This window comes from Acidovorax sp. GW823-FHT05D11 (assembly GCF_058795695.1).
This window is the reverse complement of record NZ_CM179502.1, coordinates 4,651,518-4,669,462: the sequence shown is the minus strand read 5'-3', so window position 1 is coordinate 4,669,462 and position 17,945 is coordinate 4,651,518. Positions and strand designations below refer to the sequence as shown.

Below are 17,945 nucleotides of genomic sequence, written 5' to 3'. Positions count from 1 at the left end.
AACACCCATTCAACGCTAGCCTGAAGGCGAATCCATCTCGCCTGGGCTGGCAGATAGCCAACCAGGCGGCAGCTGCTCGCAGAGCCGGGCGCAGCCGCAAGAGATTGAAAGATTCGCCATGAGAAATTCACGCAACACCAGCAATGCCCATCTGCGCAACCTCGGCGTCATCGCCCACGTCGACGCGGGCAAGACCACGACCACCGAACGCATCCTGTTCTACACGGGCGAAAGCCACCGCATCGGCGAAGTGCACGACGGCACGGCGCACATGGACTTCGATCCGCAGGAGCAACAGCGCGGCATCACCATCAACAGCGCGGCCGTCACCGTGCACTGGAAGGGCACGCAGCTCAACCTGATCGACACGCCCGGGCACATTGACTTCAACATCGAGGTGAACCGCTCGCTGCGCGTGCTCGATGGCGCAGTCGTTGTGTTCGACGGCGTGGCCGGCGTGGAGCCACAGACCGAGACCAACTGGCGCCTGGCCGACAAATACCGTGTGCCGCGCATCGCGTTCATCAACAAGCTCGACCGCGTGGGCGCCGACTTCCACCGCGTGGTGGCCATGATGGAAGAACGCCTGGGCGTGCGCGTGGTGCCGCTGCAGATCCCCATCGGTGCGGAAGGCGACTTCCGCGGCGTGGTGGACTTGCTGAGCCTGCGCGCCCGCATCTGGGACAAGGACGACGCGAGTGCGCCCTACCGCGAAGCCGACGTGCCCGCCGAGCTGCTCGAGCAAGCCGTGCGCGCACGCGCCCGCCTGGTAGAGGCCGCCGTGGAGCAGGACGAAGCCGCGCTGCAGGCCTACGTGAACGGCGAAGAGGTCGCTGTGGACGTGCTGCATGCCGCCCTCCGCAAGGGCGTGCTGGCAGGCACCTTCGTGCCCGCGCTGGCCGGCTCGGCCTTCAAGAACCGCGGCGTGGAGCCTTTGCTCGACGCCGTGGTGGACTACTTGCCCTCTCCGGACGACATCGTGCGCGAAGGCGGCGAGACCGCTGCGGACCCGTTCAAGGCCCTGGCGTTCAAGGTCGTCACCGACGACCACGGCGCCAAGGTGTTCGTGCGCGTGTACAGCGGCCGTCTGGGCCGGGGCGACGTGGTGCTCAACACCAGCACGGGCAAGACCGAGCGCGTGTCGCGCCTGTACGAAGTGCATGCCGACAAGCACATCGAGCGCGACGAGCTGGTGGCGGGCGACATCGCCGCCGTCGTGGGCCTCAAGGACACGCTGACGGGGCACACGCTGAGCGACCCGGCCCACCCCGTGGTGCTGGAGCAGATCAGCGTGCCCGAGCCGGTGATCCACGTGGCCATCGAGCCCAAGGCGAGCGCGGACCAGCAAGGCCTGTCCAAGGCCCTGCAGTCCCTGTTGCGCGAAGACCCGAGCCTGCGCCTGCAGCACGATGCCGAATCCGGCCAGACCATTCTGTCCGGCATGGGCGAGCTGCAGCTCGAGGTCTCGATCGAGAAGCTGCGCGCACGCCACGGCGTCAACGTGTCGGTCGGCCGTCCCCAGGTGGCCTACCGCGAAACCATTTCGAAGAGTGTGGAGGTACACCATGTGCACAAGAAGCAATCGGGCGGCCCCGGCCAGTTCGCCGAGGTGAGGTTGCTGCTCGAACCCCTGCCAAGGGGCGAAGGCATCCGCTTTGAAAGCCGCATCGTCGGCGGCGCCGTGCCGCGCGAGTTCATCCCTGGGGTGGAGGCCGGCATCCGCCGCGCCGCCCTCACGGGCGTGGTGGCGGGCTTCCCCGCCGTGGACTTCGCGGCCACGCTGGTGGACGGCAGCTTCCACGAGCGTGACTCGTCCACGCTGGCCTTCGAGCTGGCGGCCATGGCTGCCTTCCGCGAAGCCTTTGTCAAGGCCGGGCCCCAGGTGCTCGAACCCGTGATGGCCGTGGAGGTCATCACCCCGGCCGAGTACCTGGGCGACAGCATCGGCGATTTGAACCGTCGCCGTGGCGTGGTGCGCGGCCAGGGCCAGCGCGGCAACGCCGCCACGGTCGAGGCCGAGGTACCGCTGAAAGAGATGTTCGGCTACATCGGCAGCCTGCGCGCCTTGTCTTCGGGCCGCGCGCAGTACTCGATGCAGCTGGACCACTATGGGGTGGTGCCTGCGGGGGAGATGGCTGCGTTGGTGCCGTGAATTGAATCAGCGCGATAGGCCGGAATCGATGGCCTGGCAGCGCAAGACGGGAGGGGCGTGGACGGATGTCTGCGCCCCTTTTTTTGTCTGCGATGGGAGCCTGGATGGCGGCATCGGTTCAGGAGCGAGCTGGCGGACGGCCCCAGACTGTCGGCGGTCACGGCGACCCGCTGCCATCAGCGCGATCGCCGCCGAACAACTCGAACACCATGCCACGCAGCCACTGGTTCACTGGTTCGCGATGCACCTTGGCATGCCAGAACACACTGATCGGCGCCTCGGGCAACTTGACCGGGTGCGTGCGCAATGTCAGCCCGAAGGGCTCGACCAGCTTGAGTGCCAGGAGCTCGGGCACCGTCGCCACCAGCGCCGTGCCTTGCAGGATGTGGCCCACACTGACAAAGTGCGGCACGCTCAGCCGCACAAGGCGGTCGATGCCGGCCTTCTGGATCAACTCGTCGACTTTGCCATGCCCCGTGCCCGCGGCGACGATCACCAGGTGCTCCGCCGCCTTGTAGTCGGCGAGCAGCAGCTTCGGCCGGTCCAGCGTGTGGCCCTTGCGGAACAGGCACACGTAGCGCTGGCGAAACAGCCGCCGCTGGAAGAAGCCCGCCTTGAGCTGGGGCAGCAGGCCGATGGCCAGGTCCACCTTGCCAGACTCCATATCGTCGCGCAGATTGGTCGCGTTGTTGCGCACGGTATTCAGCGTCACACCGGGCGCTTCCCGCCCCAGGCGCTCCAGCAGCGCTGGAAGGAAGACGATCTCTCCAATGTCCGTCATGCCGATGGTGATGGTGCGCTTGAGCGTGGCCGGCGTGAACTGCATGCGCTGGTTCAGTCCACTGTGGATCATGCCCAGCGCGTATCCGACCGGTTCGCCGAGTTGTTCGGCAAAGGGCGTGGGCACCATGCCGCCCGACGTGCGCAGGAACAACTCGTCGCCGAAGATTCGGCGCAGCTTGGCCAGCGCATTGCTGACGGCAGGCTGGGTGAGGCCCATGTTGTCGGCCACCTTGGACACGCGCCGCTCGACCATGAGTTGCTGAAACAAGACCAGCAGGTTCAGATCGATGTCAGATAACTCCATCGCCACTCCATCAGTGCGGGTGATATGAAGCGGCAATGGTATTGCAGCCGATGATTCTTATGCACAATCGCATGAATGATCTCGCAGCCCGCCCGCCATGGACATTCTTGTTCAGCCGCTTAACCGCGTGATCCGTGCCGCACCGGGCGTGAATCTGCTCGACGCCCTGCGCGCGGCGCAGGTTCCGATGTCCTACTCCTGCCTCTCCGGCCGCTGCGGTATCTGCCGCTGCCGGGTGCTCGATGGCGAGGTGTTCGATGGGGGGCGTGAGCAGCAGCGCCCGCTGGACGGCATGGACGGTGCCGTGCTGGCCTGCCAGACCTATGTGACCGAGGCCTGCACGATCGAAGTGCCGGCGCCCGAGGAGGCCGTGGTGCACCGGGCGCGTGTGGCCAAGGCCACTGTCGCGGCCATCGAGCCGTTGGCGGTCGACATCCGGCGCCTGCTGCTCAAGGTCACCAAGCCGATCGCATTCTCACCGGGCCAGTACGCGCAGATCGCTTTCACGCCGGCCCACGTGCGTCCTTATTCCATGGCGAGCTTGCCGGGCGAAGAGCTGCTGGAGTTCCACGTGCAGCTGATGCCCAGGGGCCGGGTCAGCGGCTACATCGTGGATCAACTGAAGGCAGGGGATGCCGTCAAGGTCAGCGGGCCGTTGGGTGCAGCCTATCTGCGCCAGCAGCACACCGGGCCGATACTGTGCGTGGCGGGGGGCACGGGGCTGGCACCGGTGCTTTCGGTGGTGCGTGGCGCCGTGGCCGCCGACATGCGCAACCCCATTCACCTGTACTTCGGGGTGCGCTCGCCACGCGAGCTGTACGGCCTCACCTGGCTGGACCAGCTGCGCCACGCACACCCTGCGCTGCAGGTGCATGTGGTGGTGGCCTCGGGCGCGGACCCTGCGGCGCAGCGGCGCGGGCTGGTGACCCAGGCCATCGAACAGGACCACGCCAGCCTGCGCGGCTGGCATGCGTATCTGTGCGGCTCACCACCGATGGTGGAGACGACCACGCTGGTGGCGCTGGGCAAGGGCATGGAGCCGGCCCACATCCATGCCGAGGCCTTTTACATGCAGGGCGACTGAGGTTCAGCCCGCATCGGGCTGCGCACTGGGCGCGGCTTGCCGGAATGCGTCCAGTTGCCCGCAGGCCAGGTCCACCGCCTGCACCCGCGGCCAGCGCGCCAGGTCGACCTTGAAGCGGCGCGCGCTCTCCACTTGCGGCACCAGGTAGACATCGGCCAGCGTAGGGTGCTTGCCAAAGCAGAAGTCGCCACGCCGCCGGTCGCTCGCGAGCAGTGTTTCGATGGTGTCGAAGCCCGCGCCGATCCAGGTGCCGCACCAGTCGTTCACGGCTGCCTCGTCCGCGCCAAAACGGTGGCGCAAGGCTTCCAGGATGCGCCGGTTGTTGACCGGGTGGATATCGCAGCCCACGATGGCCGCGAGTGCGCGCACCTGGGCACGCTCTGCGGCATCGGTGGGGAGCAGCGGCGGACTCGGATGGCGCTCTTCGAGCCATTCGATGATGGCCGGCGACTGGATCATCAAGCGGTCTTCCGTGTCCAGCACGGGCACGAACTGCTGCGGATTGATCGCCTTGAAGGCCTGCGCCAGATGCTCCTCGCGCCGCAGATCGACCGCGACCTGCTCGTACGAAAGGCCTTTCAGGTTCAGGGCGATGCGCAGGCGGTGGGACGTTCCACTGCGGAAGAAGGTGTAGAGCTTCATGGTCAGTCCAGAGCGATCTTGGCGCGCTTGACGACATCACCGAACGTGCGCGAATCGCGTTCGATGGCGCGGAGCAGCTCGCTCGGCGGGCCAATGTAGGGCTCGAATCCGAACGTCGCCAGGCGTTCCCTGACCTCTGCGGTCGCGAGCACCTTGCCCACATCGGCATGGATCTTCTCGATCGACGCCTTCGGTGTGCCGACAGGAGCGAACAAACCCACCCAGGTCTTCACCTCGAACCCCGCCGGCCCGCCCGCCTCGCCGACGGTCGGGATATCGGTGAAGCCCGCCAGACGCTTGGGTGCGGCGAGCGCCAGGAACTTCACCTTCTTGGCCTGGTACATCGGTCCGGCCGTCGCCGCCGTGCCGAACGCCCACTTGATGTCACCGGTGGCGACGGAGGTGTAGACGTTCCCCATGTCCTTGTAGGGCACGTGCATCATCTTCGTATCGGTCGCGGCTTCGAGCATTGCCGCGCCGACATGGGCCACGCTGCCGATGCCCCATGATCCATAGGTGATCTCGCCGGGTGCCGCCTTGGCCGCCCGGATCAGGTCGCCCACGTCTTTCCAGGGCGAATTGGCCGCCACCACCACGAAGAAGTTGGTGAAGTACACCGGTGCCACCGGCTCGAAGTCCTTCAGCGGGTCGTACGGCAGCTGCTTGAACACATGCGGCTGCAGGGCCATGTGGGTGTTGTCCACCTGCAGCACGGTGTAGCCGTCAGGCGCTGCGCGTTTGGCGTCACCGATGGCGATGAAGCCGTTGGCGCCCGGCTTGTTGTCGATGACCAGTTGCTGGCCCCAGTGGCGCGACAGCCTTTCACTGAGGATGCGCATCACCGCGTCCGGGCCGCTGCCCGGGGAATACGGCGCGACGGACCGCACGGGCTTGGCGGGGTATGTCTGCGCCGCTGCGCCGGGCAAGCCCGCAGCGGTCAGCAGGGCCCAGGCGCAAAGCGCAGCGGCCGTGCGGGAAATGGAAGTACGGATGGCTGTGATCATGGCTATGTCTCCTTGTCATTGGGGCCGGAATCGGCCTGTTGTTTCGTGGCTGATCGGTGGGGTGGGCAAGCGCGGCATGCAGGCCGGAGGCCTCCGGCTCAACCGGTGGTCTGGGCGCGGTGGGCGTGCAGCGCCTCGAAAATCGGCGCGTCGCTGAAACGGAAAAGGTCGAGCGCACCCGAGGCGGATGCCTGGGCCGAGAACGGCTGCCACGACGGCACCACGAACAAGTCGCCACGCGCCACGTGCCAGGTGCGCTCTCCCACGGTCACGGAGCCACTGCCGTCGAACACCTGGAACACGGACGAGCCCACCTCGCGATGGACGCGCGTCGCGCCGCCCGCGCGCACGCGGTGCATCTCGGTGCGCATCGTCGGCAGCACATCGCCGCCGGTGGCAGGGTTGGTAAAGCGCACCGCCGCATGCCCCGGGCTCAGCGTGCCGGCCTGGCCTTCGGCCTCCAGGGCGAGCTGATCGGCCAGCGCGCCGTCGGTGTCCACCCAGCGGTAGGCCAGGAGCGGGGTGGCGGGCTGCGCTCCCGCCATCGAGACGGGGCGCAAGCCGGGGTGGCCCCAGAGCCTTTCGGAGTACGAACGCTCCGCCGTGGTGCGCTCGGCGGGCGAAATCCGCTCGCGCCCGACCTCGAAGAACTGGCTCTCGGTGTAGTACGAGAACGGAATGTCCAGGCCATCGATCCAGGCCATGGGCTCGGTGGCGGCGTTGTGGTGGGCGTGCCAGTTCCACCCTGCCTGCGGCAGGAAGTCGCCGCGCGACATGCGCACCGCATCGCCATTGACCACCGTCCAGACGCCCTCGCCCTCCACCACGAAGCGGAAGGCGTGCTGCGTGTGCCGGTGCTCGGGAGCATCTTCACCCGGCATCAGGTACTGGATGGCGGCCCACAGCGTGGGCGTGGCGAACGGACGGCCGCCCAGCGCCGGGTTGGCCAGCGCGATCGCGCGGCGCTCGCCACCGCGGCCCACGGGCACGATCTCGCCGGCCTGCGCGGCCAGTGCCTTCAGCCGGTCCCAGCGCCACAGGTGTGGCACGGCCTTGGATTGGGGTTGCCGGGGCATCAGGTCGCCGATCTCGGTCCAGAGCGGCACCAGCAGTTCCTGCTCGAAGCCTCGGTAGAGCTCCTCCAGCGCGGGCGTGGGGTCGGGCTGGCCCCGCCCCGCCACGGCATGCAGCCGCACGGGGGAAGGCGTCAGGTCGGTGGTCATGGTGGGTTTGTCTCCTTGATTCATCGTTGTGTCACTCCGCAGGGCCGACGTGGAGCACGATGCTGCCCACGCCGTCGATCTGGCCGTCGATGCGGTCACCTGGCTGCACCGGGCCCACGCCTTCGGGCGTGCCGGTGAAGATCAGGTCGCCGGGCAGCAGGTGGTAGAACCTGGACAGGTCGGCGATCAGCTCGGGGATGTTCCAGATCAGCTTGGACAGGTCGGACTTCTGGCGTACCTTCCCGTTGACCGACATCGCCAGCTCGCCCTGGCTCAGGACGGCCTGCTGCATCGGCACGATCTCCGAGACCACGGAGGACTGCTCCACGTCCTTGCCCAGGTCCCAGGGCCGGCCTTTCTCGCGCGCCACCAGCTGCAGGTCGCGGCGCGTCATGTCCAGGCCGCAGGCATAGCCGTAGATGAGGCGCGGAGCCTCGGCCTCGGGCACGCGAAAGCCGGGCGCGCCGATGGCCACCACCAGTTCCATTTCGTGGTGGTAGTCCTGGGTGCCCGGCGGGTAGGCCACGGTGGCACCGGACTCGACCAGTGTGGACGGTGCCTTGGTGAAGTAGAAAGGCACCTCGACCGACTTGTCGACCGGGCGCCCCATCTCGACCGCATGCGCGTGGTAGTTGCGGCCGACAAAAAACAGCCGCTGGATGGGCAGGCGCTCGCTTCGGCCACGCACCGGCAGCGCATAGACCGGCGGTGGATTCCAGAGATAGGTGGTGGAGGTCATCGGGGTTTCCCTTTTTTGAAAGTGGTGGTGGGGTGGGTTCAGGCCTTGGGCAGTAAGCAACGGGCGCCTGGTTCACAGCTTGGACATCGGCGTGCCCAGGTCCGCCAGGCGCTCAACATTGACCGGCCTGCGCTGCTCGATCAGCCGGCGCGCGAAGCGCAGGTCGCGCGCCGCATTGGGGCCGATGGCGGCCTGGACCACGTCGCCGGCCAGGTAGAACAGCACGAAGCCGCCGCTGGCCTGGTCGCCGCGCTGCACCACACGGTGCGCGGGCGTCGGTACGCCGTAGATCTGCAGATTCATGCCGTACTGGTCGGACCAGAACCAGGGCAGCGGCTGGTAGTCCACCGCGTGGCCCAGGGCCGAGCGCGCGGCAGCGATGCCCTGGTCCTGCGCGTTCTGCCACGACTCGAGTCGCAGCCTGCGCCCGGCCCAGGGGTTGAGAGCCACGGCCACGTCGCCAGCGGCCAGGATGTCGGGGTCGGACGTGCGGCACCGGGCATCGACCAGCACGCCGCCTTCGCAGGCCAGGCCCGCCTCGCGCGCCAGTTCGTCGTTGGGCACCAGGCCGATGCCCAGCACGATGGTGTCGGCCGCGAGCACGCTGCCATCAGCGAGCCGCACTTCCGAGCGGCCATCCGCCGCGCGCGCAAAGCCTAGGACTCCAGCGCCCAGCACAACGCGGGTTCCCTGAGAGTGATGCAGCGCCAGCAGGTACTCCGATATCGCGGCCGGTACGGTGCGTTCGCACAGGCGGCCCTGCGTCTCGACGACCACGACGTCAGCGCCCCGCTGGCGTGCCGTGGCCGCCACCTCCAGGCCGATCCAGCCGCCGCCCACCACCACCACGCGGCGGCCGGGCATAAGCGCGGGCGCCAGCGCCATCGCATCTTCGATGGTGCGCAGCGTGTGCAGCGGCACCTGGTCGGCCCCGGGCACAGCGAGTCGGCGGGCCCGCCCTCCGGTGCACAGGATGAGCTTGTCGTAGGGCACCGCTTCGCCATCGGACAGCAGCACCTGCCTGGCGGCGCGGTCAATGCGGCGCGCCTGCACCCCGGGCCGCCATTGCGCACCCAGGGCGTCGAAGGCCTCGGGCTTCATCAGGCGCGTCGTCTCGGGCTGTGCGGCGCAAGACAACACCGCCTTGGACAGCGGTGGCCGCTCGTGCGGCGGGTGGACCTCGTCACCGATCAGCACGATGCGGCCTGTGAAGCCTTCGCGGCGCAGCGTCTGCGCGGCCCAGCCACCGGCCTGGCCGGTGCCGACGATCACGATGGTGTGGATCGGGCGGGCGGCCGCGCCTTCATCCGGCAATGCGGCGGCCGCAACCTCTGGTCGCTTGGCAGTCATGGGCTTTCCTTGTGAGGGCGGTGGCGCTCAGTCGAAGGCCAGCCAGACGCGGCCGCCCTCGATCTTGACGGGGTAGCTGCGCAGGGGCTCGGTCACCGGCGCGCAGGTGGGCTGGCCGGAGCGCACGTCGAACTTGCCCTGGTGCAGCGGGCATTCGATCTCGTGCCCTTCCAGAAAGCCGTCGCACAGCCGTGCATGGCCGTGGGTGCAGACGTTGTCGGTGGCGAAGACCTCGCCGTCCACGCCATACAGCGCGATGTCCCGTCCTGCAACGGCCAGGCCCATCACGTCATCCTGCGGCACATCGTCCCGCGCGGCGGCGTCAATCCAGTTCGTGGTCATGGCAGTTCCTCAGATGGGGTAGATCAGCGAATTGGGGATCATCTCGCTGTCGTAGATGACCAGGCGCGAAGCGAACTTCAGGCCCTCGGGCGTGCGCACCACCTCATCGAGCGTGCGGCCCACGTTGAAAACGGTGGACTCTTTGGACAGGCGCGTGCGCAGTACCGCGTAGTTGGCCTCGCTGTGGATGCGGCCATCGGCACCGACCTGGTGGACGAGCGGCGCACCCACCACGTGGCGCTGGTAGTAGGGGTCGTGGAACAGCGTCTCGCGGATGCCATAGACGCGGTCCTTCAGCATGCCCTTGCTGTCGAAAGCCAGCGTGGCGAGTGGAAAACCGCGTTCGTGGTTCTCGCGCGGCTGCAGCTTGTAGCTGCAGTCGTCGATGAAGAACTCCGGCCAGGCATCCCAATCGGCGGCGTCGAGTGCACTTGCGTAGCGGGCATAGAGTTGCGTCAGTTCGTAGTAGGTCTGGAACTCCATGGTCACGCCTCCATCACCTTGCGCCAGTATTCGTACATGCCGCGGATCAGCGTCTCCGTGACCATGTGGTCCGTGTCGCCGACCTCCCGGCCACCGAGTTCGGCCAACGTGCGGTGCGCGGGCTTGGTCTCGAAGCCTTCCTGCGACCACTCGATGACTTCGCCATCGTCGGCCGACACAAAGCCCGCCGGGCCGAAGAGGTTGGCCTGGCGCAGGCGGCGCTGCGTCATCTCTTCGCTGTCGTCTTCGAAGCCGAAATGCGTCCAGACGAAATCGAAGGCGCCCTTGCCGTCCGGCTGGATGTGGCGTGTGGACACGCTGTTGACCTGCTGCTGGAAGATGACGCTCGGAAACACGGTCATCATGACGGCCGTCGGTGCACCCCACCAGTCTTCGTGCACGATGTCGAGAAAGCGCGGGTCGTTCAGTTCCATGCCCGCCTTGAAGCTGGACACCTGGGTCACGTCGGCCGCCTTGCCGGCCGCGCCGCGGGTGGACACCATGGCCGCATGGCGATGCTGCGCGTCCATCAGCAGCTGGGACTTGTTGTCGGCGCGCCAGAGACCGAAGGTGACGAACCAGGTGTGCAGCAGGCCTGGGTGGTAGGGGTCCTTGATGTTCTCCTGCATCAGCTTCCAGTTGCCCGGAATCCGCTGGCGGTTGTAGCCCAGGATCGTGAGCTTGCGGCCGTCGAACAGACGGTCGAAGTAGCCCAGGATCGCGGGCCCCAGGAAGTCCTCCAGCGGCTCCACGCCATGGTCGAATGACGCGAACACGACGCCACCGCGCGTGGCGACCTTGAGCTTGGTCAGGCCATGCTCGGCAGGATTGAAGTCCGCCAGCATGCCGCCATTGACCTTGCCATCCTGCTTGACGCCGCGCCGGAACGGCACGCCCTGCAGGTCGCCCGACAAGGTGTAGTTCCACTGGTGGTAGGGGCAGGTCAGGCTGTCGCGGTTGCCGTGCCGCTCGCGGCAGAACGCCATGCCGCGGTGCGCGCAGACGTTTTCCACCACATGGATCGAAGCATCCTTGTCACGCACCAGCAGCACGGAGCGTTCGCCGATGACGGTGCGCTTGAAATCGCCCGCGTTGGGGATCTCGGCTTCCAGGCCCACGTAGCACCAGTGGCCGTTGTAGAACAGCCGGTCGAGTTCTTTGCGGTACAGGTCTTCGTCGGTGTAGGCCTGGAACGGGATGCGGCTGGTACCGTCCGTCTCCCAGCGGATCTGCCGGGGAAAGACGGTGACGGGGCATTCATGCATGGGCTTCTCCTTTGTGGTGCTGGTCGGTGGTTCCGATGCGGGCTGCATTCCAGCGCCTGGGGACGGATCATTCGCCGCCAAGCTATATCAGTCAATGGAACATGGGTGATGTTTAACATCACTGATATGAATATTGCTTTCGGGCACGGCCTGGGGGCCTTGTTGTGGGTGGGAGGTGAGCAAGGGCGGCGCAGCATGACGGTGTCCGGGCCAGGCGCGGGTCGCATGGAGCTGCTCCCACCGCGTGTGTCGGCGCGCTGCTGCGCCGCGGCGGTCAATAATCACCCACACAACCCAGAAAGAGTGCAATGAACCACCAGTCGCCGCGTCTTGCCGTCACGGCTTTGTTTTTCAGTGCGCTCTTTGCAGCAACCGCATCGGCGCAAGTCGCACCGGTCATCGCCAAGAGCTTCAACCCGTCAGTGGTCGCGCCCAACGGCAATTCCATCGCGACGATCACGGTGACGAATCCAAACGTTGCCGTGGCGCTCAACAACGTTCAATTCAGTGACACCATGCCGGCGGGGATCGATCTCATCACCCAAACGGGCGGCACATGCAGCACGCTCGCGACGGGGGGAGGCATGTTCTCCATCAACCCCGGCGCGGAGACCTTTTCCAGCAGATCGAACGTGCTTGCCGGAGGCCAGTCCTGCACGATTACCGTGAGTGTTCGGGGGACAGTCATCGGCGCGCACGTCAACACGACGTCGCCAGTCACGTCCAGCAATGCCCCGCCTGGCGCCGCCGCATCGGGAACGCTCACCGTGATGGCGGCCAGTGTTCCCGCCCCTGTGCCAACCTTGTCCGAATGGATGGTGATGTTCCTTGCTGCCGCACTGGCCATGGCGGGCGCCCTCAGGCTGCGGGCGTACGCAGCCTGAGGTTCGGAGGCTGGGCCGCAGCCCCGATTCCAGAATCTTGCGTGCGGCGTGCGCCAGCGCACTGTCACCGGCCAAGGCGGGGCTGGCTTCGTGGACGGCGAGCCCTGGCCCCTTGCGCCACTCAGGCGCCCTTGCCCTCGCTGAGTGCGCCCGCTTCGCTGTCGGCCGTCAGGGGAGCTGCACCGTCACGGGTGCGGACAGTGGCCCCTCGTTGCCCGCGGCATCCAGCACGCTGACCTGGTAGTAGTGGCTGCCGAGCGGCGGCGCGACGTCGGTGTAGCCCGAGCCGGTCACCGTGGCAATCGCCACGCCGTCGCGGTAGACGCGGTAGCGCGTGGCGCTGTCCGCGATGAAGGCCTGCTTGACGGCCTGCATCTGCGGATTGCTGTTCGACTGCGGCAGGTAGCCATAGTTGATGGTCCACACCAGTGTTCCGCCCAGGCCCTGCTCGCGCACCCATTTGCCCTTCTCGGCGATGGAGCGCTCGTCTTCGAAGCTCAGGTAGGTGACCGGCGTGTTCGTGCCGCGGTTCCAGGGTGGCGAGTAGGTCATGTAGCCTTGCTTGGCCACGTCGTCCCAGTGGTACGTGGCGCCCGCGCGGTTGAAGGCGTTGTCGTTCACCAGGCGCTGGTAGTTGTTCTCCCAGTCGCCGTTGTTCATCCAGCCTTGCATGCCGTCCATGCTCTGGCGCGGACCGGTGACGGGATGGTTGTAGTACGCACCGTACAGGCCGATGCCGATGCCCAGCTTGGAGCGCGCGATGCCCATGTCCAGATAGGCCTGCACCGTCGATTCAATCGAGGTCGGGTACAGATCGCCCGCACCGGACAGCGGCGAGTGGTGCCACGACTGCCAGCCCCAGTCGCCGGCCATGCTGTAGGTCATCAGGTTGAAACGATCGACTGCGGCGGCCACCTCCGCGTGCCAGGGCGTGATGTCGGGGTCGTTCTTGTTGACCCAGAAGCCGGGCCAGCTCAGCTCCAGCGGCGCGTTCGGCGCCTGGTAGCGGGCACGCAGCGTCGAGGCGGCGCGCAGCTCGCGCAGCAGCGCCAGGGCCTGGGCGCGGGTAGCCGCCGTGTCGAGGTTCTCTTCCCAGTCGATGTCCACGCCGTCGTAGTTTTTCTGCACCGCCTTGTCGAGGATGTTCTTGATGAAGCGTGCGCGCACCGTGGGGTTCGCCGTGGCGGCGATGAACCCCGCGCCATCGCTGTCCCCGCCCACCATCATCACCGCCTTGACGCCCGCCGCATGGGCCTTGGCGATCAGCGCATCCTCCACATGGGCCAGGTGACCCGTTCCGGCGCCCTCCAGCAGATCGCCCGCCTGTCCGCCGGGCAGCGAGCCCAGCGCGGGGGCATAGCGGCCGAAGACGAAGTGCGTCATGGTGCCCATGTCCACGGCTTCGGGCGGGTAGGTTTCCCAGAACCAGCCCGCGTAGTAGCCGTTGACCCATTTGCCGCTCTGGGCGGCGGGGTTCCATCCCACGTTCACCCCGCGGCTGGTCCTGGCGGCCGTCACGCCGCCCACGGGTGGCAGCGGATTGGTGGCCTCCACCGCCACCTGGGTGGTGGCGGCCACGCTTTGGCCCGCGGTGTTGGTGCAGGTCAGCGTGTACGCAGCGTTCGCTGCGGGGCGCACCAGTTCGTTGCCCTCGGCCGCGCGCGGCCCGCTCCAGCCGCCCGAAGCCGTGCAGGTGGTCGCGTTGTGGGCCTGCCAGGCCAGCTGGGTGCTCTGGCCCGCCATGATGCGTGCGGGCGTGGCAGTGAAACTGCCGATGGTGGGGGGCTGCTGTGCCTTGCGCACGGTCACCGTGGCCGATGCGGCCGTGGTGGCGCCAGCCGCGTTGCGGCAGCTCAGTCCGTAGGTGGTGGTGACGGTGGGCCGCACGCTGGTGCCGCCGGTGCCTGCCTGTTCTCCGCTCCAGCCCCCCGTGGCGGTACAGGCCGTGGCGTTCTCCGTGCTCCACGAGAGGATGCTGCTGTTGCCCGCCTCGATCACGTCGGGCTGGGCCGTGAAAGCCTGGATGCGTGGAGGCTGGGGCGGTGGCGTGTTCGGCGCCGTGCCGTCGATGAAGAGCTGCGCGAGTCCTTCGCCGCCCGCCTCGAAGTACTCCATGCGCACGGTGTGGCGCCCCTCGGACAGGCGCACGGACGCCGTGTCCATCGTGATGCCGTGCACGGTCCAGTTGTTGATGATGCGCTTGCCATCCACGAACACGCGCACGCCGTCGTCGGTGTATGTCGTGAACCTGGCGGCGCCCGCGGCGAACGGCAGGCTTGCGGTCCAGCGCGCGGAGAAGCTGTCCACCGGCAGCCTGGGGGCCGGGCTGTCGGTCATCCAGTAGTAGTCGATGGGGCCGCTCTCGCAGCGCTCCAGCACGGCAGCGCCCGCCAGCTTGGTGTTGGGAAAGTACTCCGCCAGCCATTGGCCGGGGGCGCATTCCAGCGCGAAGGCCTGGGTGCCGGCCAGCAGCAGCGAGGCGGCCAGGGCGCGTGGGATCCAGGGGTGGGAGGTAAGGTTTTTCATGGTGTTCCTGGCCGCCAGCGCTTTTCTGGAAAGCGCTGGCAGCTCTCTTTTTGATAGTTAAACAACAACAAATCGGCGTGCGCGCAGGCCGGCCAGCAGCATCAGCGCGGCGAGCAGCAGCACGCCCCATTCGCTCAAGGTGGGAATGGCCTGCGCGCCGCCCGGATCGACCACCGGCCCGGGCGCGGGCGCCACGCCGCCCGTGGGCGGGGCCGATGCGCTGCCGCCCGTGTTGTTGGCCGTGACGGTGAAGGTGTAGGTGACGCCGTTGGTGAGGCCCGTCACGGTGCAGGTGGTGGCGGGGTGCTGCACGGTGCAACTGGCGCCGCCGGGCTGGGCGGTGACGGTGTACGACGTGGGCGCGGTGCCGCCCACGGGCGCCTGCCAGCGCACGGTGACCTGCGCGTTGCCGGGCGTGGCGGTGACGTCGGTGGGGGCGTTGGGCGCGCCTGCCGGCATCACTTCGATGGGCACCGAATCGGACGCCAGACCGTTGACGAACACCGTGGCGCGGTACAGGCCGGGCGCCATGCTCGCTGGCAGAAGGCCGGTGACGACGACGGTTTCGCTGCCGCCATTGGGGCGGATGCGTGCGATGGGCAGCCACACCACGGCGCCGCCGTCTTCGCCTTGCAGGCGCACCAGCGGCACTTGCGTGGCCGATTGGCCGGTGCCGCCGCTGCTGGCTTCGACGGCGCCTACCATGCGCAGACCCGACAACTCTGGCGTGTCACTGCGGGACATCCGGCCCGGGTAGGACGTGATGCGGGGGCGACGGGCATCCGCCACGGCGCTGGGGTTGCCGTAAAGCAAGGCGGTGGCGATGGGGCCGCCGGCGTTGATGCCACCGGTGATGAGCACTTCGCCGTTGGCCAGCAAGGTGGCGGTGTGGTCGGTGCGCGCCTGCGGCATGGCGTCCACGGCCTGCCAAGTGCCGGTGGCAGGGTCGTACAGCTCGGCGCTGGCGACGGGGCCGAAGGGGGCCGTGGTGCTCGAGCCGCCGGTGACGAGCACGCGGCCATTGGGCAGTGCAGCGGCGCGGTGATAGACACGGCCCGTCAGCAGGTTGCCCGTGGCCTGCCAGGTGTTGGTGGCGGGATCGAAGATTTCAGCGCTGGTGCCCGAGGCCGCGGTACTGCCACTGCCGCCAGCCACCAGCACACGCCCATCCGGCAGCAGCGTGGCGGCGTGCCCGGCGCGCATGTGAGTCATCGCGGAGGCGGGCGCCCAGGTGCCGGTGGCGGGCGTGTACAACTCGGCGCTGCTATGGATGCTACCTGCGTTGCGCCCCCCGGTCACCAGGACGCGGCCATCAGGCAGCCGCGTAGCGGTGTGATGCCGGTCGCGGGGCTGGATCATGTCTCCCGTGGCCTGCCATTGGAGAGTGGCAGCGCGATAGACCTCTGCGCTGCTGGCGGCGCCGTAGCCCGTGCCGCCCGCGATGAGCACGTCGCCACTGGGTAGTACGGTGGCGGCGTGGGCGGCGCGGGGGCGCAGCAGGGGCGAGGTGCGCGTCCAGCTCGCCGTGTTCGCGTCGTAAATTTCGGCGCTGTCCAGGGCGACGGAGCCGTTGTAGCCGCCCGCCACGAGCACAAAGCGGTCGTTGGGCAGCAGGGTTTGCGTGTGTTCGACACGGGCATCGTGCATGGCCGTGGTACTGCTCCACTGCGCGGTGCTGGGGCTGTAGCGCAGCGCGGTATTGCTGACCGTGCTGCTGTTGCCCACGGTGCCGCCTGCGATCAGCACCTCGCCATTGCTCGACACCCGTGAGGCGGTGTGGAGCTGGCGCGCCGCGGCCAGGCTTGCGGTGTGGCGCGCGGCCAGGGTGTTGAGCTGCAATAGTTCGACGTTCGCCAACGCGCCGCCCCCCGCGCCCTCGCCGCCCGCCACCAGAACCTCGCCCGTGTGCAGCAGCAGCGCGCTGTGCTGGCCGCGTGCCTGCGCCATGGGGGCATAGACGCTGCCCAGGCCCGCAGCGGGGCTGAAGATTTCCACCGCCGCCATGGGCGTGCCACCGGCGTCGTCCGCGCCGCCCGCCAGCAGCACGCGCCCGTCGGGCAGCAGCGCGGCGCTGTGCTGGGTGCGCGCAACCTGCAGGGCGCCGCTGGCCGTCCAGGTGTTGGCGGAGGGGTCGTACAGCAGGGTGTCGCCCAGCGCGCCGCCGCCGTCGTTGCCGCCGGCCACGAACACGCGCCCATCGGGCAGCAGGGTGGCCGTGTGGTTCACGCGGCGCGCCGGCAGCGGCGCGGCGGCGGTCCAGGTGCCGGTGGCGGGGCTCCAGAGTGCGGCGGTGTTGGTGACGCTGTTGCCGTTGTCGATGCCGCCCGCCACGAGCACGCGGCCGTCGGGGAGCAGCGTGGCCGTGTGCTGGCGCGCGCCCATGCCGGGCATGGAGCCGGTGCTGTCCCAGGTGCGGGTGGCGGGGTCGTAGATTTCGGCGGACTGCAGGCCGTCTTGCCCGGCGGTGCCCCGGCCACCGGCCACGAGCACGCGGCCGTCGGGCAGCAGCGTGGCGGTGTGCTGGCGACGGCGCAGCGCCATGGTGCCGGCGGTGGCGCTGACGGCGCCGGCCTGCGGGTCGAAGGTGGCGGCTTCGCGCACCGATGCGCCGGTGCCGCCCTCTCCGCCCGCGATCAGCACCGTGCCGTCCAGGAGCGGCGTGGCCGTGTGGCCTGCGCGCGGGCCGGGCAGGGCGGGGCCGCTGGTCCAGCGGCCCGTGGCGGTGTCGTAAAGCTGCGTGCTGGCCAGCACGCCGCCGCCGCGCCCCCCGGCGAGGAGCACGCGGCCATCGGCCAATTGTGTGGCGGTGTGCTGGTAGCGCGCGCCGGTGAAGCTGCCGGCAGCCTGCCAGCCCGCGGCATGCGCGGTGCTGGCAACGCCCAGGCACAGCGCGGTGGCGTGCAGAACGCGACGGGCCGTGTCGGCCCATGCGGGGGTGGTCATTGGGGGGTCTCCTGAGAGCAAGCAGAAGCCCGCGATTCTTGGAACGCCCGTGCTTTCTGCCTATCGGTCACCTGACCGATGCGCGTGCATTTGTTGGCAAATCGTCGCGCAAGTGGCGTGGGGTATCCCGAGGGGGAATGGCGCGCGCCGCGGCGGCCCCGCACAATCGGCGCCGCCGGGATAGGCGTGGCCCCACGCTTTCCCGCCGCGCGTGGGGCGCA

The 17,945-nt window shown here is 68.4% G+C and carries 14 protein-coding genes; 3 read left to right on the top strand and 11 right to left on the bottom strand.

The features are described 5' to 3' along the window. The first annotated feature begins 118 nt into the window (after positions 1–118). The gene (gene fusA / locus AC3RCE_RS21470; protein WP_492253901.1) at positions 119–2,152 is read left to right on the top strand and encodes an elongation factor G; all 2,034 of its coding nucleotides are present in this window, start codon (positions 119–121) and stop codon (positions 2,150–2,152) included. 157 nt (positions 2,153–2,309) lie between these two features. Here fusA and AC3RCE_RS21465 read toward each other — a convergent pair whose 3' ends face one another. Then, positions 2,310–3,239, bottom strand: coding sequence for a LysR family transcriptional regulator (locus AC3RCE_RS21465; RefSeq protein WP_218296179.1), 930 nt, complete (start codon positions 3,237–3,239; stop codon positions 2,310–2,312). 97 nt (positions 3,240–3,336) lie between these two features. Here AC3RCE_RS21465 and AC3RCE_RS21460 point away from each other — a divergent pair, with 97 nt between their 5' ends. Beyond that, positions 3,337–4,323: a 2Fe-2S iron-sulfur cluster-binding protein gene (locus AC3RCE_RS21460; RefSeq protein ID WP_492253900.1), complete on the top strand. Its 987-nt coding sequence runs from the start codon at positions 3,337–3,339 to the stop codon at positions 4,321–4,323. Positions 4,324–4,326: 3 nt separating this feature from the next. Here the strand turns inward: AC3RCE_RS21460 and maiA are convergent, their stop codons facing one another. From maiA to AC3RCE_RS21420, 8 genes are all read right to left on the bottom strand, one after another. Continuing rightward, on the bottom strand, positions 4,327–4,965 hold the full coding sequence (gene maiA / locus AC3RCE_RS21455; protein ID WP_492253899.1) for a maleylacetoacetate isomerase: 639 nt from the start codon (positions 4,963–4,965) through the stop codon (positions 4,327–4,329). A gap of 2 nt (positions 4,966–4,967) precedes the next feature. Then, positions 4,968–5,969: a Bug family tripartite tricarboxylate transporter substrate binding protein gene (locus AC3RCE_RS21450; RefSeq protein WP_492253898.1), complete on the bottom strand. Its 1,002-nt coding sequence runs from the start codon at positions 5,967–5,969 to the stop codon at positions 4,968–4,970. A 98-nt stretch (positions 5,970–6,067) separates the two neighbouring features. Further along, positions 6,068–7,192 carry a cupin domain-containing protein gene (locus AC3RCE_RS21445; protein ID WP_369643402.1) on the bottom strand — a complete coding sequence of 375 codons (1,125 nt, stop codon included), beginning with the start codon at positions 7,190–7,192 and terminating at the stop codon, positions 6,068–6,070. Positions 7,193–7,223: 31 nt separating this feature from the next. Continuing rightward, a complete protein-coding gene (locus AC3RCE_RS21440; protein ID WP_369643401.1) occupies positions 7,224–7,931 on the bottom strand; it encodes a fumarylacetoacetate hydrolase family protein in 708 nt (235 codons plus the stop codon). A gap of 72 nt (positions 7,932–8,003) precedes the next feature. Then, the gene (locus tag AC3RCE_RS21435) at positions 8,004–9,281 is read right to left on the bottom strand and encodes an NAD(P)/FAD-dependent oxidoreductase (RefSeq protein WP_492253897.1); all 1,278 of its coding nucleotides are present in this window, start codon (positions 9,279–9,281) and stop codon (positions 8,004–8,006) included. A gap of 27 nt (positions 9,282–9,308) precedes the next feature. Further along, positions 9,309–9,623 (bottom strand): non-heme iron oxygenase ferredoxin subunit, encoded by a 315-nt coding sequence (locus AC3RCE_RS21430; RefSeq protein ID WP_492253896.1) that lies wholly within the window; start codon positions 9,621–9,623, stop codon positions 9,309–9,311. Between the two features lie 9 nt (positions 9,624–9,632). Then, positions 9,633–10,106 (bottom strand): aromatic-ring-hydroxylating dioxygenase subunit beta, encoded by a 474-nt coding sequence (locus AC3RCE_RS21425; RefSeq protein ID WP_056417184.1) that lies wholly within the window; start codon positions 10,104–10,106, stop codon positions 9,633–9,635. Between the two features lie 2 nt (positions 10,107–10,108). Continuing rightward, entirely contained in the window at positions 10,109–11,371 is a 1,263-nt protein-coding gene (locus AC3RCE_RS21420) for an aromatic ring-hydroxylating dioxygenase subunit alpha (RefSeq protein ID WP_492253895.1), read from the bottom strand. A gap of 308 nt (positions 11,372–11,679) precedes the next feature. Between AC3RCE_RS21420 and AC3RCE_RS21415 the strand changes: the two genes are divergently transcribed. Beyond that, positions 11,680–12,255 (top strand): IPTL-CTERM sorting domain-containing protein, encoded by a 576-nt coding sequence (locus AC3RCE_RS21415; RefSeq protein WP_492253894.1) that lies wholly within the window; start codon positions 11,680–11,682, stop codon positions 12,253–12,255. Positions 12,256–12,423: 168 nt separating this feature from the next. Here the strand turns inward: AC3RCE_RS21415 and AC3RCE_RS21410 are convergent, their stop codons facing one another. Beyond that, on the bottom strand, positions 12,424–14,781 hold the full coding sequence (locus AC3RCE_RS21410; RefSeq protein WP_492253893.1) for a glycosyl hydrolase family 18 protein: 2,358 nt from the start codon (positions 14,779–14,781) through the stop codon (positions 12,424–12,426). 57 nt (positions 14,782–14,838) lie between these two features. Continuing rightward, a complete protein-coding gene (locus tag AC3RCE_RS21405; RefSeq protein ID WP_492253892.1) occupies positions 14,839–17,724 on the bottom strand; it encodes an IPTL-CTERM sorting domain-containing protein in 2,886 nt (961 codons plus the stop codon). Positions 17,725–17,945 lie beyond the last annotated feature (221 nt).

Coding starts and splice junctions, on each gene's coding strand:
- fusA (WP_492253901.1), top strand. CDS start 119: ATGAGAAATTCACGCAACACCAGCAATGCCCATCTGCGCAACCTCGGC.
- AC3RCE_RS21465 (WP_218296179.1), bottom strand. CDS start 3,239: ATGGAGTTATCTGACATCGATCTGAACCTGCTGGTCTTGTTTCAGCAA.
- AC3RCE_RS21460 (WP_492253900.1), top strand. CDS start 3,337: ATGGACATTCTTGTTCAGCCGCTTAACCGCGTGATCCGTGCCGCACCG.
- maiA (WP_492253899.1), bottom strand. CDS start 4,965: ATGAAGCTCTACACCTTCTTCCGCAGTGGAACGTCCCACCGCCTGCGC.
- AC3RCE_RS21450 (WP_492253898.1), bottom strand. CDS start 5,969: ATGATCACAGCCATCCGTACTTCCATTTCCCGCACGGCCGCTGCGCTT.
- AC3RCE_RS21445 (WP_369643402.1), bottom strand. CDS start 7,192: ATGACCACCGACCTGACGCCTTCCCCCGTGCGGCTGCATGCCGTGGCG.
- AC3RCE_RS21440 (WP_369643401.1), bottom strand. CDS start 7,931: ATGACCTCCACCACCTATCTCTGGAATCCACCGCCGGTCTATGCGCTG.
- AC3RCE_RS21435 (WP_492253897.1), bottom strand. CDS start 9,281: ATGACTGCCAAGCGACCAGAGGTTGCGGCCGCCGCATTGCCGGATGAA.
- AC3RCE_RS21430 (WP_492253896.1), bottom strand. CDS start 9,623: ATGACCACGAACTGGATTGACGCCGCCGCGCGGGACGATGTGCCGCAG.
- AC3RCE_RS21425 (WP_056417184.1), bottom strand. CDS start 10,106: ATGGAGTTCCAGACCTACTACGAACTGACGCAACTCTATGCCCGCTAC.
- AC3RCE_RS21420 (WP_492253895.1), bottom strand. CDS start 11,371: ATGCATGAATGCCCCGTCACCGTCTTTCCCCGGCAGATCCGCTGGGAG.
- AC3RCE_RS21415 (WP_492253894.1), top strand. CDS start 11,680: ATGAACCACCAGTCGCCGCGTCTTGCCGTCACGGCTTTGTTTTTCAGT.
- AC3RCE_RS21410 (WP_492253893.1), bottom strand. CDS start 14,781: ATGAAAAACCTTACCTCCCACCCCTGGATCCCACGCGCCCTGGCCGCC.
- AC3RCE_RS21405 (WP_492253892.1), bottom strand. CDS start 17,724: ATGACCACCCCCGCATGGGCCGACACGGCCCGTCGCGTTCTGCACGCC.